Below are 14,917 nucleotides of genomic sequence, written 5' to 3'. Positions count from 1 at the left end.
GGCGCTGTGGGACGGCGGACGCCGGCGCACTCATGCGGGCAGCCAGCGCCGGACGCAGGCGATCAGGTCGCGCGTGTCGACGGGCTTGGTGACGTAGTCGCTGGCGCCCGAGGCGAGGCTTTTCTCCCGGTCGCCGGGCATCGCCTTCGCCGTGACGGCGATGATGGGCAGCTCGGCGTACTGCGGCATCCTGCGGATCTCCGCCGTCGCCGTGTAGCCGTCCATCTCCGGCATCATCACGTCCATCAGCACGAGCGCGACGTCCGGGCTGTTCACCAGCGTCTCGATGCCCCTGCGCCCGTTCTCGGCGTGGAGCACCCTGAAGCCGTGGAGCTCCAGCATCCCGCTGAGCGCGAAGAGGTTCCGCGCGTCGTCGTCGACGACGAGGACGGTCCGGCCCGCCGCCGCTTCATCGACGACAGGCGGCGTGAGAGGCTGCGGTTCCTCGGGCCGGACCAGGGACAGCACGTCCCCGGGTTGCTCGGCGGACAGATGCAGGGCGATGCGCTCGCGCAGTTCGTCGAGACTGGACAGGAACTCCAGCGCCCCGCCCGCCGAGCGGGACCGCAGCGTCTCCTCCAGGGTCACGTCCGAGCGGTGACCGCTGTGCACCAGCACGGGAACACTCGCCAGCGCCGAGTCGCCCTCCAGGGCCTGAAGGAAACGGGACGCCTCGCCCTCCCGCATGCCCAGCTCCAGGACGACGCAGTGGCACGGTTCGGCCGCGAGGGCGCCGGCCGCCTCCTGCGCGCCGACGGCGGTGATGATGTCGACCGCGGGCCGCTGCCCACCGTCGTCGCGCCCGTGCGTCAGATCGGCGACCACGCTCTCCGCGACGAGCGTCAGCAGACCGCGCGGCCGCTCCTCCACGACGAGCAGGCGCCGGGGCCGCGGCCCCGGCCCGGGCCGGGGCGCCGGCACCGGTCGGGCCGACCCCTCGGGAAGGGGTTCGGCCGAGGCCCGCTCCGGAGCCGCGCCGTTGCTGACCAGTTCCTCGAAGTCGGGCCGGGCCACGGGCAGGAACAGCGTGAACGTACTGCCCTGGCCGGGCGTACTGTCCACCGTCACCGCACCCCCGAGCAACTGGGCGATCTCCCGCGTGATGGACAGACCGAGACCCGTACCGCCGTACTTCCGGCTCGTCGTGCCGTCCGCCTGCTGGAAGGCGCCGAAGATCGTCTCCAGCTGCTGCTCCGGGATGCCGATGCCCGTGTCCTTCACGCGGAAGGCCACCACGGCGCTGCCCCGGATCACGTCCGCGGGCACCTCGTCGTCCGCCGCGGGCTCGATGCTCAGCTCCACGCCGCCCTGCTCGGTGAACTTCACGGCGTTCGACAGGAGGTTGCGCAGCACCTGGCGCAGCCGGGAGTCGTCCGTGAGCAGGTCCGCGGGGGCGCCGGGAGCGGTCGTCACCGCGAAGTCCAGGCTCTTCTGCGACGTCATGGGCCGGAAGGTGGCCTCTACGTACTCGATGAGGTGCCGCAGTGCCACCCGCTCGGGCGTGACGTCCATCTTCCCGGCCTCGACCTTCGACAGGTCGAGGATGTCGTTGATCAGCTGGAGCAGGTCCGAGCCGGCGGAGTGGATGATCTGTGCGTACTCGACCTGCTTGGGCGTGAGGTTGCGGGACGGGTTCTGGGCCAGCAACTGGGCGAGGATGAGCAGGCTGTTGAGCGGGGTGCGCAGCTCGTGGCTCATGTTCGCCAGGAACTCCGACTTGTACTTCGAGGCCAGCGACAGCTGCTGGGCACGCGTCTCCAGTTCCTGCCGCGCCTGCTCGATCTGCAGGTTCTTCGCCTCGATGTCCCGGTTCTGCGCCGCCAGCAGCGAGGCCTTGTCCTCCAGTTCCGCGTTGGAACGCTGCAGTTCCTCCTGCTGGACCTGCAACTCCGCCGAGCGGGCCTGGAGTTCGGCCGTCAGACGCTGCGACTCGACCAGGAGCTCGTCGGTACGGGCGTTGGCCACGATCGTGTTGACGTTGACACCGATGGTCTCCATCAGCTGCGCCAGGAAGTCCTGGTGGGTCTGCGTGAAGGGGGTGACCGACGCCAGTTCGATGACTCCGAGGACCTGGCCCTCGACCACGATGGGCAGCAGCACCAACGCGGTCGGCACCACCTGGCCGAGGCCCGAGGAGATGGTCATGTAGCCGGCCGGCAGCTCGTCCACCGTGATCGTGCGCCGGCTGCGGGCCGCCTGGCCCACCAGGGTGCGGCCGAAGGCGATACGGGTGGGCCGGCCGCTGTCCTCGGGGTAGCCGTAGGAGCCGACGAGCCGCAGTTCGGGCCCGTCGCCGCCCTCCTCGGCCAGGTAGAAGGCGCCGTACTGGGCCGACACCAGGGGAACCAGCTCGTCCATGATCAGCTCGGCGACCACGGGCAGGTCGCGGTGGCCCTGCATCAGGCCCGAGATCCGGGCGAGGTTCGTCTTGAGCCAGTCCTGCTCCTGGTTGGCGCGGGTGGTCTCCCGCAGGGACCCCACCATGGAGTTGATGTTGTCCTTGAGCTCGGCGACCTCGCCGGACGCCTCCACGGTGATCGAACGCGTCAGGTCGCCCTCGGCGACGGCGCTCGCGACCTCGGCGATCGCGCGGACCTGCCGGGTCAGGTTGCCCGCCAGCTCGTTCACGTTCTCCGTCAGGCGCTTCCACGTGCCCGAGACGCCCTCGACCTCGGCCTGTCCGCCGAGGCGCCCCTCGGTGCCGACCTCGCGGGCGACACGGGTGACCTCGTCGGCGAACGCCGACAACTGATCGACCATCGTGTTGATCGTCGTCTTGAGCTCGAGGATCTCGCCGCTGGCGTCCACGTCGATCTTCTTCGACAGGTCACCCCTGGCCACCGCCGTCGTCACCAGCGCGATGTTGCGCACCTGACCGGTGAGGTTGTTGGCCATCGAGTTGACGTTGTCGGTGAGGTCCTTCCAGGTGCCCGCGACGTTCGGCACGTTCGCCTGTCCACCGAGGCGTCCTTCGGTGCCGACCTCGCGGGCGACGCGGGTGACCTCGTCGGCGAAGGCGGAGAGCGTGTCGACCATCGTGTTGATGACGTCGGCCAGCGCCGCCACCTCGCCCTGTGCCTCCACCGTGATCCGCTGCGACAGGTCGCCGCGCGCCACGGCGGTGGCGACCTGGGCGATGGAGCGGACCTGGCCGGTCAGGTTCGACGCCATCACGTTGACGTTGTCGGTGAGGTCCTTCCAGGTCCCCGACACACCGCGTACCTGGGCCTGTCCGTCGAGGCGTCCTTCGGTGCCGACCTCGCGGGCGACGCGGGTGACTTCGTCGGCGAAGGCGGAGAGTTGGTCGACCATGGTGTTGATGGTGGACTTGAGCTCCAGGATCTCGCCGCGCGCGTCGACGGTGATCTTCTGGGAGAGGTCGCCCTTGGCTACGGCGGTCGCCACCAGCGCGATGTTGCGGACCTGGCCCGTGAGGTTGCCCGCCATGAAGTTCACCGAGTCGGTGAGGTCGCGCCAGGTGCCTTTGACGCCCTTGACGTCCGCCTGTCCGCCGAGGCGTCCCTCGGTGCCGACCTCGCGGGCGACGCGGGTGACTTCGTCGGCGAAGGCGGAGAGTTGGTCGACCATGGTGTTGATGGTGGACTTGAGCTCCAGGATCTCGCCGCGCGCGTCGACGGTGATCTTCTGGGAGAGGTCGCCCTGCGCGACCGCCGTGGTCACCTGGGCGATGGAGCGGACCTGGCCGGTGAGGTTGCCCGCCATGTGGTTGACGGAGTCGGTGAGGTCGCGCCACACACCGGCCACACCCGGCACCTGGGCCTGTCCGCCGAGGCGTCCTTCGCTGCCGACCTCGCGGGCGACGCGGGTGACCTCGTCGGCGAAGGCGGACAGCTGGTCGACCATCGTGTTGACGGTCTCCTTCAGCTGCAGGATCTCGCCGCGGGCGGGCACGTCGATCTTCTGGGAGAGGTCACCCTTGGCCACCGCCGTGGCCACCTGGGCGATGTCGCGGACCTGGGTGGTCAGATTGCCCGCCATGGCGTTGACCGAGTCCGTCAGGTCGGCCCAGGTGCCCGAGACACCCGGCACCTGCGCCTGCCCGCCGAGGGTGCCCTCGGTGCCGACCTCGCGGGCCACCCGGGTCACTTCGGAGGTGAACACGGACAGTTGGTCCACCATGCCGTTGAAGACCTTGGCGATATCGCCCACGAGGCCCTCGGCGTCGTCCGGCAGGCGCGTACCGAAGTCCCCGTCCCGTACGGCCGTCAGGCCCGCCAGGAGCTGCCGTAACTCCTGGTCGCCCGGCACGGCGTCGACGACCCCGGTGCTGTTGCTGGTCATGCGCACCCTCGTTCCGCTCCCCAAGAGTCCTCGAAAGCCGAGGACTCGGAACTCCCCCCGGACCGCATCGACGGTCCGGCTGTCGTGCGTGCATTTCCGCAGTTCACGGATCTGCGCGATGAGAAAATACGCCGCAGGCTAACCCATGTTCCGAGCCCGGAACAAAGCCTGTGACCAAGTTGGGAGCCACACGGATTCAGACAGAAAGGATCGTGCATGGGCGTGGCGAACAGGGGTACTGGGAAGGATTTTGGCGAGAACTGGGCCGGGGCACTCCTCGGACTTCTACATTCTGAAAGCCGACGTCAGTAACAATGCGAGCGCGTCGCGATTTGCGTATTCAACGGCGTGGCCGAGTCAGCCCTCGACGGTGACCGCGATGGCCAGGGCCGGGCAGACCGCGGCAGCGTGCTGTACGTCCGCCAGGCGGTCCGCCGGCGGAGCGGGGTCCAGAAGCACCACGATCCCGTCCTCGTCGCCCTGGTCGAACACGTCGTCCGCGGCCAGCACGCACTGCCCGGACCCGACGCACCTGTCCTGATCGACGGTCACCTTCATGACGTCCTCCTTCACCTCGCTGTCGTCCTTGTTCTGCTCCGCGGGACTCACCGCTGGACTCACCAGGTCGTGCGACGAGCAGGTCATCCACGGGAGATGCCCTGCTCGTCGATCGGGTGTGCGGGATGTTCAGAGGTCGATCACCAGGTCACGGGAAGTTCCGTGACGCCGCCGGTGAGGGTGGTGCGCACCTGAAGCTCATCGAGCTTCTTGGCCAGCCGCAGACCGGGCAGGCGGCGGGCGAGCGTGGCGAACACGACGCGCAATTCCGTGCGGGCCAGGCTCGCGCCGATGCAGAAGTGCGCGCCGTGGCCGAATCCGAGGTGGGTGCGTTCCGGGCGAGCGGGGTCGAAGTTCTCGGCGTCGGTGTAGACGGAGGCGTCGCGGTTGGCGGCGTTGATCGACAGGATCACGGCGTCGCCGCGCTGGATGGTGACACCGGCCACGTCGGCGTCGGTGTGTGCGTACCGCAGCAGACCGAGATCGCCGGGCGCGCCCAGGCGCATGATCTCCTCGACGGTGGCGTTGACCCGGCCGTCGGGGTCGGCGACCAGCGTCTGCCACTGGTCGGGGCGGGTGAGCAGGAAGAGCGTGCCCAGGCCGATGCGGTTGACCGTGGTCTCGTGCCCCGCGAACAGCAGCCCGACACAGAGCTGGATCATCTCGGCGTAGTCGTAGTCCGCGTCGGTGCTCTGGGCGCGTACGAGGTCGGAGATCACGTCCTCGCCCGGCGGCTGGGCGCGCTTGGTCTCGGCGAGCGTGGTCATGTAGGCGTTGAACTCGTCCCGCGCGCGGTGGGCTTCGTCGCCGATGGCGTAGTTGGACATGCGCTCCGACAACGAGGCGAAGAGCTCGCGGTCGCTCTCGGGCACCCCGAGCAGCCGGCAGATGACCGCGACCGGCAGCGGGAAGGCCAGCCCGGTGTGCAGGTCCACGACCCCGTCGGGAGCGGCGGCGTGCTCGGCGAGCAGCTGGTCGACGTAGCCGTCGACCAGCTGTTGCATGTGATCGGAGAGCATCCGCATCCGCTTGGCGGAGAACGCCGGGGTCAGCAGCCGGCGCATCCGTGTGTGGTCGGCCTCCTCCGTGTCGTAGTTGCCCGTGGGCCCGTCCAGTACCGCGGCGGTCGTCAGACGTGACGCCCGTTCCGGCTCGGGGTGGGAGCGGCCGAATCGCTTGTCGCCGAGCAGGTCGCGAACCTCCTCGAAGCGCGTGACCAGCCAGGCGGGATCTCCGGCCGGTGTGGTGACCGGCGTGACCGGCGCCTCCCGGCGCAGCACCTCGTACAGGGGCGCGAGGTCGAGCACGTTCGGCCTTGCGAAGGGTAATTGCGAACGCTCGGCGGCAACGCTCATGGCTCTCCTCCTGTGACCTCTGAATGTGATCTTCAGGCAGTTCGACCGTAGCACTTTTTTGACAGTGGCTGCCAATAAAGTTTCGGCCAGTCGGCCCGTGACACGGACATGCTTAGATCACCCGATGGAGGACCTGATGGTGGACGAGGGCCCCGTACCCCGCCGGGGACGGCCGCCGGTGAGCGACGAGCAACGCAGGCGGCAACGTCTCGACATCTCCCGCCACGCGGTCCGGCTGTTCGCCGAGCAGGGCGTGGCCGCCACCTCCGGCGAGCAGATCGCGCGGGCCGCCGGAGTCTCCGAACGCACGCTGTGGCGCCACTTTCCCAGCAAGGAAAGCTGCGTGGAGCCGTTGCTCACGACCATGCTCGACGCCTTCCGAGAGGTCCTGCACGCCTGGTCACCCGAACTCGACCTCACGGAGCACCTGCGAGCGGCCTACCGACCCGTCCTCGACTCGTCGTCGGGCGGGGACGTCGAGGCAGTTCTCGCCGTGGTCCGCATGACCCGTGACGAACCCGCGCTGCGCGCCGCCTACCTCGTGCTCCGGGAACGCGCGGAAGACACGTTCGCCGAAGTGCTCTCCGAACGGACGGGCATGCCGTCCGACGCGCTCGACGTCCGCATGCGGGCCGCCACCATGAACGCCGTACTCAAAGTGGCGGCCGACGACCTCGCCCATGCCGTGGCCGACAAGGGCATCACCCCCGAAGCCATGGACCGGCACCGCGAACACCTCGCCGGCGCACTCGGCCTCGTCACCCGAGGACTGTCGGGCAAGGGAAGCGTTTGACGCGGGGCCGCCGAAATCGCCACCGGGAGGGCGATACGGCAGCGACAACGCTTCGGCGGTCCCCTTCAGGTCACCCGCCGACGGGACGAGGGCGCAGGCGGGCGGCCAGGTAGCGTGCGCCGACCGCCAGCCACACCGTCGCGGCAGCCCACACGAGCGGGCGCTCGGCGGACGTCAGGGCACTGATCCGGCGAGCGGTGGCGAGTTGGGCGGTGGCGGTGGCGTACATGCCCAGGGGGAAGACGATGCACCACAGGGCGAGCTCGTAGGTGAGGGGCACGCGCTGGTGCAGGTGGCGCCAGACGCCCGCGGCCAGCAGCGGGGGGATCAGGACGGTGGCCCAGGCCCACAGGACGAGGACCGTACCGTCGAGGAGGCCTTGGGCCGGGTGGGGAAGAAGCCCTTCGTGAGCGAGGAGTTGGGCACCGGCGAGGGTGCTGATGGCGGCGGCGCCCATGGTGATCCAGTACGTGGGGGTGAGCGCCGCCGCTCCGGGCGGGTCGCGCAGCAGCCGCAGGACGACCGAGGTGAGGGTGACGCCGTACAGGAGGACCGCGGCGCCCCAGAGCACCAGGGCGACCATGAGAGCGGCGGGGCCCGTGCGGACGCTGCTGAGGGTGAGCACGAGGGCCTGCAGGCCGACGGTGGCGAGGAACCAGGTGCCGTCGGCCTGCCGCAGCAGGCCGCGTCCGCCGGAGCGCCCCAGTCCGACGACCGCGGCGGCCAGGGTCGCCCACACGGCTGCCGCGACGGCGAGCAGGGCGTATGCCGCGACCCGCGCCTGACCGTGGGCGAGGCGGGTGGCGAGGACACCGCTGGCGGCGACCAGCGTGAAGTGGCCGAACAGATGGGCCGGGTCGCGGAGTTCCGCCCCGAGGGCCGTCCGGTGGTGGACCGTCTTGAGCACGGTGGCGGTCAGGAGCGTGAGGTAGGCGGCCACCGCGAGGCCGAACAGCAGGGCGGACGCCGCACGGGCCCCGGCCTGCGCCAGAGCCCGGGAAACGATGCCGGTGGCCATCACGGGCGCGAAACAGGCAGGTGGCAGCCGTCGGCACCGGTCGAGGAGGGCCGGCCACGTCACCGGCGTACGGTGGCGCGCGGTGCCGTCGGCTGTCCCGGCCGGTGCATGGCCGGGGTCCTTCGTGTGCCGCGGGAGCGGTAGACGACATAGGGGCGGGTCAGGTAGCCGAGCGGTGCGGTGAACGCGTGGACGAGGCGGCTGAAGGGCCACAGCGCGAACAGGGTCATGCCGAGCAGGGCGTGGACCTGGTAGGGGAGCGGCGCGTGGGACATGGCGGGCACGTTCGGATCCAGGGTGAACAGGGAGCGGAACCACACCGAGACGCCGAGGCGGTAGTCGTAGGAGTGCGGTTGCAGGGTGGTGGCCGTGGCGGTGAGTCCCGCCAGGATGACGCAGGCCAGGACCGGGTAGACCGCGCGGTCGCTGCGACTGGTCGCGGCCCGGACGGCGGGCACGCGCAGTCGGCGGTACAGCAGGATCGCCAGGCCGGTGAGGGTGGCGAGGCCCGCGGTGCCGCCGACGACCAGCGCGTTGGCGTGGTACAGCCACTCGTGCACGTGGGCGCGTTCGGTGAACGACTCGGGGACGAGCAGGCCGATGGCGTGCCCGGCCGCCACGAAGAGCAGCCCGTAGTGGAACAGCGGGCCGCCGACGCTCAGCAGCCGGTGTTCGTGCAGCTGGCTGGAGCGGGTGGTGAAACCGAAGCGGTCGTAGCGGTAGCGCCAGACGGTGCCCGCGATCAGGATGGTGAGGACCAGGTAGGGGAGTACACCCCAGAGGGCGATGTGCAGATGCTTCACCGGGCGGTTCCCTCCGCGTACGGGATCGTCGGGCGTTGGGGGAAGGGCAGCAGGCCGACGCTCTCGACGGGCGGCCCCGAACGGGCCAGGCGCAGGGCCGCGGCGCGGTCGGCGGGTGAGGCACCGGGCAGGGTGCGGCAGACCGCCTCCAGGACGTCGGCGTACGGGCTGCGGTGCTCGTGCAGCGCGAGGCGCAGGAGTTCCAGTGCCGCGCGGTGATCCTGAAGGGCTCGGCGGCCGGGCTCCGGGCAGCGGGCGGCGAACTCCAGGGCCAGGGGCAGGAAGTCGGGCAGTTCGTCGGTGGGCGGCTGCCAGCCGTGCGCGCGGTACAGCTCCCGCCAGTTCAGCAGGGACTCGCCGCGCCGACGGGTGTCTCCGTCCGTGTAGTAGGTCAGGTGGAGGGTGCGCCGGCGGCTGCGGTCGAAGGTGGTCACGTAGCGGGCCGACAGCTCCAGGGCGGGGACGTCGGCCATGGTCGCGCAGAACCGTGCCAGCGGCTCGGTGTCCGCTCCCGGCACGCCGCCCAGGGTGCCGGTGACCAGACGCAGGCGCTGTGGCCAGTCCCGGCCGGGGTGGAGCAGGAGCAGCGACGCGGCCTGATGGATCAGTGCGGTCCTCACGCCTGCCCCTCCTCGCCGCGTGGGAAGAGGCCGTCGGGGCGCCCGCGCCCGTTCCAGTTCAGGAGGTTGACGCGGCCACGCAGCGACACGCCCGCGTGCTCCGGCTCGGGGCCCGGGCCCGGGCCGGGGGCGGCGGGTGGGGTGTGGAAGGTGTCGGGCGCGTACATGCCCGGACCGCCGTGGCCGTCGAGGCTGCACCCGGCGTCGAGGTCGTCCCCGGGGACGCCGGCGGTGTAGCTGGTGGGGATGACGTAGCGCTCGTCGTACTTGGCGAGGGCCAGCAGCCGGTACATGGCCTCGATGCCCTCCGCGTCCATGCCGACCGCGCGGGCGATGGCCGGGTCCTGCTCCTCGCCGAGGTTGACGCGACGCATGTGGGAGCGCATCGCCGCCAGCCGGCACAGCGCCGTCTCCACGGGGGCCACGTCGCCGGCGGTGAACAGCCCGGCGAGGTACTCCAGGGGGATGCGCAGGGAGTCGATCGCCGCGAACAGCTTCGCCGGGTCCTCCCCGTCGTGGCCGGTGGCGGTCAGCGACTCCACGACCGGCGACAGCGGCGGGACGTACCAGACCATGGGCATCGTCCGGTACTCCGGATGCAGGGGCAGCGCCACCTTGTGACGGCTGATCAGGGCGTGCACGGGGGAGCGCCGCGCGGCGGTGATCCAGTCGTGCGGGATGCCCGCGTCCTCGGCGGCGCGTTGCACCGCCGGGTCGTCGGGATCGAGGAAGCAGCCCAACTGGGCTTCGTACAAGTCCCGTTCGTCGGCGGTCGCGGCGGCCTCGCCCACCTTGTCGGCGTCGTAGAGGATGACGCCGAGATAGCGCAGGCGGCCCACGCAGGTCTCGGAGCACACGGTGGGCTGCCCGGCCTCGATACGCGGGTAACAGAGCGTGCACTTCTCGGCCTTGCCGGTGGCGTGGTTGAAGTACACCTTCTTGTACGGGCATCCGGTCACGCACATGCGCCAGCCTCGGCAGCGGTCCTGGTCGACGAGGACGATGCCGTCCTCGATCCGCTTGTACAGCGCCCCGGAGGGACACACCGCGACACAGGACGGGTTGAGGCAGTGCTCGCAGATGCGCGGCAGGTAGAACATGAACGCCTGCTCGTACTCCAGCCGCACCCGCTCGTTCATCTTCTTCAGCACCGGGTCGCCCGCGAGGTGCTCGGGCCCGCCGCCGAGGTCGTCGTCCCAGTTGGGGCCCCAGGTCACCTGCGTGGGCCGCCCGTCGATGAGGGAGCGTGGCGGGGCCGTGGGGACGTCGTCACCGAGCGGCGCGCTGATCAGGTTCTCGTAGTCGTAGGTCCACGGCTCGTAGTAGTCGTCGAGCGAGGGCAGTTCGGGATTGGCGAACAGGCGGGCCAGCCGCCGGGCCCGGCCGCCGCTGCGCGGCACCAGCCGGCCGTGCTTGAGCTGCCAGCCGCCCCGCCATCTGTCCTGGTCCTCGTAGGCGCGGGGGTAGCCCTGGCCGGGGCGGGTCTCGACGTTGTTGAACCACACGTACTCGGTGCCCGACCGGTTGGTCCAGGTCTGCTTGCAGGTGACCGAGCAGGTGTGGCAGCCGATGCACTTGTCGAGGTTCATCACCATCGCGATCTGAGCCATCACGCGCATCAGTAGTCGACCTCCTGGGAGCGGCGGCGGATGACGGTGACCGCGTCGCGCTGGTTGCCGGTCGGGCCGTAGTAGTTGGGGGCGAACGACAGCTGTGCGTGGCCGCCGATCAGGTGGGTCGGCTTGATCAGCAGCCGGGTGAGGGCGTTGTGGACGCCGCCGCGCCGCCCGGTGGCCTCGGACTTGGGGACGTTCACCATGCGTTCCTGGACGTGGTACATGAACACGGTGCCGGGCGGCATGCGATGGGAGACGATCGCGCGGGCCACCACCACGCCGCTGGCGTTGACCGCCTCGATCCAGTCGTTGTCCGCCACGCCGATCGCGCTCGCGTCGTCCACGCTGATCCAGATGACCGGGCCGCCACGGGCCAGGGTCTGCATCAGCAGGTTCTCCTGGTACTCGGAGTGGATCGACCACTTCGAGTGCGGTGTCAGATAGCGCACGGTCACCGAACGCGCGTCCTGATCGTCGGTGCCCCGCGGGCGCTCGCCGACGATGCTCTGGCCCAACGGGGGGCGATAGACGGGGAGTTGTTCGCCGAATTCGGCGATCCAGGGATGGTCGAGGTAGAAGTGCTGCCGTCCGGTGAGCGTGTGCCAGGGCTTGAAGTGCTCGGTGTTGATCGTGAACGGGGCGTAGCGGCGGTCCGGAGCCTCCTTGCCCGACCACTCGAAGCTCGCGCCGACCTGCACCGGACGGGCCTGTGTGTCGGAGAACTCCACGCGCCGCTCGGCCACCGACGCCGCCAGCTCCGTGAGGCCGGTGTCGGCGCCGCAGCGCTCGGCGAGCCGCTCGAAGCCCTCGGCGGCGAGGCGGCCGTTGGTCGTGCCCGACAGGGCCAGGATCGCCTCGCACAGCTTGACGTCCGTGTCGAGCAGGGGACGACCGCGCGCAGGGCCACGGGCCGCCCTGCCGCACCGCGCCGCCAGCCAGCCCGCCTCCTGCACGGGCTGGACGGTCACGCCCTTCACGGTCATCCCCTGCTCCTCGACCAGCGGGCCGAGGGCGGCGATCCGGTCGCCGATCGCGGTGTAGTCCCGTTCGACGACGGTGAACAGCGGGCCGGTGGGTCCGTCGGGCGGGGCCTCGCCGGGGGTGTCGTGCTGCAGCGCGGTGGCCACCAGGTCGTGGGCCACGTCCAGACGTCCCTCGGCCAGCCTGCTGACCTCGGCGGCGAGCCCGTGGAAGATCTCGAAGTCCGTGCGCGCCTGCCACGGAGGGCTGATCGCCGGGGAGAAGGCGTGCACATAGGGGTGCATGTCCGTGCTGGACAGGTCGTGCTTCTCGTACCAGGTGGCCGCCGGCAGCACCAGATCGGCGAACAGGGTCGTGGACGTCATCCGGAAGTCGAGGGCGAGCAGCAGGTCGAGCTTGCCCCGCGGCGCGTCGTCCCGCCAGGTCACGTCGCGGGGCCTGAGTTCCGGCGGGGCCTCGTCGGCGTCGGCGTTGTCGGACGCTCCCAGCAGGTGCCGCAGGAAGAACTCGTTGCCCTTGGCCGAGGAGCCGATCAGGTTGGCCCGCCACACGGTGAGCACCCGCGGCCAGTTGACCGGGTCGTCGGGGTCCTCGCAGGCGTAGGAGAGACGGCCCGCGTCCCGCTCGCGGGCCACCCACTGGGCCGGATCGACGCCCTCCTCGTGTGCCCGCCGCCCGAGCTCGAGGGAATTGGCCCCGAAGGTGGGGTACGACGGCATCCACCCCTGCCGGACGGAGCGGGCCACGAGGTCGGCCGTGTGCAGGCCGCGGAGTGTGCCGGGAGCGGTCGGCGCGGTCAGGGCGTCCGCGCTGAACTTCTCGTAGCGCCACTGGTCCGTGTGCAGATACCAGTACGGCGTGCCGGCCATCTGCCGCGACGGGCGCACCCAGTCGGAGCCCGTGGCCAACTGCTGCCAGCCGGAGTACGGCCGCACCTTCTCCTGCCCCACGTAGTGCGCCCAACCACCGCCGTTGACGCCCTGGCAGCCCGTGAGCAGCAGCAGCGACAGGAACGAGCGGTAGATCGTGTCGGAGTGGAACCAGTGGTTGGTGCCCGCCCCCATCACGATCATGCAGCGCCCCCGCGTCTGCTCGGCCGTCCGGGCGAACTCCCGCGCCGCACGGACCACCGCCCGCGCGGGCACCGAGGTGATCGCCTCCTGCCAGGCCGGAGTGCACGGCGTGGACGCGTCCTCGTACGACACCGGCCGACCGTCACCGAGCCCGTCGCGCCCCACGCCGTACTGGGCCAGCATCAGATCGAAGACGGTCGTGACCAGCCGATCGCCGATGCGCAGCGCCGGCACGGCGCGCCGCACCGTCGTGCCGTCCTCGTCGAAGCGGGGCAGCACCACCTCGGCCCGCGTCGCTCCGGGGCGCCCGTGGAAGCTCAGCAGCGGTTCGGCATCGCCGAGATCCAGGTTCCACCGGCCCTCGCTCGCCTTGCCCCAGCGGTCGCCCAGGGTGCCGTTCGGCACCACCGGCTCGCCGGACACCGTGTCGTAGAGCACCGGCATCCAGCGCCGCGCCGCCGCCTCGGCGTCCCTGGCCAGATCCAGATCCCGGGCCGTGACGAACGCCCCGGGCGTATACGTGTCCATCTCCTTCGTCGCGCGCTCGTCCAGACCGACGAGGAACGGCAGATCGGTGAACCGCTTGACGTAGTCGGTGAAGTACGGCACCTGCCGCTCGACGAAGTACTCGCGCAGGATCACATGGCCCATCGCCATGGCGAGCGCCCCGTCGGTGCCCGGATGCGGGTGCAGCCACTCGTCGGCGAACTTCGTGGCGTCCGCGTAGTCCGGTGAGACCACCACGACCTTCTGGCCGCGATAGCGGGCCTCGGCCATCCAGTGCGCGTCGGGGGTCCGCGTGACCGGCACATTTGATCCCCACAGCATCAGATACGCCGCATCCCACCAGTCGCCCGACTCGGGAACGTCTGTCTGATCGCCGAACACCTGCGGCGAGGCGATCGGCAGATCGGCGTACCAGTCGTAGAACGACAGCATCGGCGCGCCGATCAGGGCGTGGAAGCGGGCGCCGACCGCGTGCGAGGCCATCGACATCGCCGGGATCGGCGAGAATCCGGCGATCCGGTCGGGCCCGTACTCCCGCAATGTGTGCACGTGGGCTGCGGCCGCGATCTCCAGTGCCTCGTCCCAGCCGATACGCACCAGTCCGCCCTTGCCGCGTGCCGACTGGTAGCGGCGCCGTTTGTCCGGATCGCCGGTGATCTCGGCCCACGCCGCGACCGGATCGCCGTCGGAACGGCGCTTGGCGTCGCGGAACATTTCCACCAGCACACCGCGCGCGTGCGGATAGCGCACGCGTGTCGGCGAGTAGGTGTACCAGGAGAACGAAGCGCCGCGCGGGCAGCCGCGCGGTTCGTAGTCGGGACGGTCAGGGCCCGCAGAGGGGTAGTCGGTCGCCTGCGTCTCCCAGGTGATCAGCCCGTCCTTGACGTACACCTGCCACGAACACGAACCCGTGCAGTTCACCCCGTGGGTGGAGCGCACCACTTTGTCGTGCGCCCAGCGCTCCCTGTACGGCTGGTCGTTGACCTGCTGGTCGGCGCGGAAGACCGCCCGTCGCTCCGGTGTCGTGGGCGCCCGCTGCAGCATTTGGCCGGCCGCGAGGAGCCGTTCAGCCGCCTCCGCGGCGATCCGTTCCGCCCTTGTCCTGCCACGTCCCACGCCCTCGAACTCCCTCATGTCGGTGAACGAAGGCAAGAATGCCCCTACCGGCCCGCCGCACAAATCGCTTTCGGGCCAGTTGGATGTATCAAGAATTTATTTTTCTTTCCCTTTGCAATGCTCTCTGCCTGGATTCGGTCACCTGGGCGAGAAACGATTGTTCGGGGAAGAGGTT

The 14,917-nt window shown here is 70.4% G+C and carries 9 protein-coding genes; 1 reads left to right on the top strand and 8 read right to left on the bottom strand.

Annotated features, from left to right (window positions below):
• Positions 1-30: 30 nt before the first annotated feature.
• The 3 genes from AB0959_RS04490 to AB0959_RS04480 form a co-directional block, all read right to left on the bottom strand.
• Complete coding sequence (locus AB0959_RS04490) at positions 31-4,302, bottom strand: HAMP domain-containing protein (RefSeq protein WP_366824765.1); 4,272 nt, start codon at positions 4,300-4,302, stop codon at positions 31-33.
• A gap of 357 nt (positions 4,303-4,659) precedes the next feature.
• On the bottom strand, positions 4,660-4,860 hold the full coding sequence (locus AB0959_RS04485; protein WP_366824897.1) for a ferredoxin: 201 nt from the start codon (positions 4,858-4,860) through the stop codon (positions 4,660-4,662).
• A 140-nt stretch (positions 4,861-5,000) separates the two neighbouring features.
• Positions 5,001-6,215 carry a cytochrome P450 gene (locus AB0959_RS04480; protein WP_366824764.1) on the bottom strand — a complete coding sequence of 405 codons (1,215 nt, stop codon included), beginning with the start codon at positions 6,213-6,215 and terminating at the stop codon, positions 5,001-5,003.
• Between the two features lie 124 nt (positions 6,216-6,339).
• Between AB0959_RS04480 and AB0959_RS04475 the strand changes: the two genes are divergently transcribed.
• A complete protein-coding gene (locus AB0959_RS04475; protein ID WP_366824763.1) occupies positions 6,340-7,008 on the top strand; it encodes a helix-turn-helix domain-containing protein in 669 nt (222 codons plus the stop codon).
• 70 nt (positions 7,009-7,078) lie between these two features.
• On the opposite strand, the gene AB0959_RS04470 is transcribed toward AB0959_RS04475, so the two are convergent.
• The 5 genes from AB0959_RS04470 to AB0959_RS04450 are packed head-to-tail and all read right to left on the bottom strand — an operon-like array spanning position 7,079 to position 14,670.
• The gene (locus AB0959_RS04470; RefSeq protein WP_366824762.1) at positions 7,079-8,089 is read right to left on the bottom strand and encodes a tellurite resistance/C4-dicarboxylate transporter family protein; all 1,011 of its coding nucleotides are present in this window, start codon (positions 8,087-8,089) and stop codon (positions 7,079-7,081) included.
• The gene (narI, locus tag AB0959_RS04465; protein ID WP_366824761.1) at positions 8,086-8,829 is read right to left on the bottom strand and encodes a respiratory nitrate reductase subunit gamma; all 744 of its coding nucleotides are present in this window, start codon (positions 8,827-8,829) and stop codon (positions 8,086-8,088) included. The genes AB0959_RS04470 and narI overlap by 4 nt, the downstream gene beginning before the upstream one ends.
• Positions 8,826-9,449 (bottom strand): nitrate reductase molybdenum cofactor assembly chaperone, encoded by a 624-nt coding sequence (gene narJ, locus AB0959_RS04460; RefSeq protein WP_366824760.1) that lies wholly within the window; start codon positions 9,447-9,449, stop codon positions 8,826-8,828. The genes narI and narJ overlap by 4 nt, the downstream gene beginning before the upstream one ends.
• Entirely contained in the window at positions 9,446-11,068 is a 1,623-nt protein-coding gene (gene narH, locus AB0959_RS04455; protein ID WP_366824759.1) for a nitrate reductase subunit beta, read from the bottom strand. The genes narJ and narH overlap by 4 nt, the downstream gene beginning before the upstream one ends.
• Positions 11,068-14,670 carry a nitrate reductase subunit alpha gene (locus AB0959_RS04450; protein WP_366824896.1) on the bottom strand — a complete coding sequence of 1,201 codons (3,603 nt, stop codon included), beginning with the start codon at positions 14,668-14,670 and terminating at the stop codon, positions 11,068-11,070. Before AB0959_RS04450 ends, narH begins: the two co-directional genes overlap by 1 nt.
• Between the last annotated feature and the right edge of the window lie 247 nt (positions 14,671-14,917).

Origin of the sequence: Streptomyces sp. NPDC046862 (assembly GCF_040704615.1) — a bacterium.
Lineage (GTDB): Bacteria > Actinomycetota > Actinomycetes > Streptomycetales > Streptomycetaceae > Streptomyces.
The sequence above is the reverse complement of the archived record's forward strand: the minus strand, read 5'-3'. Positions and strand labels throughout refer to the sequence as shown.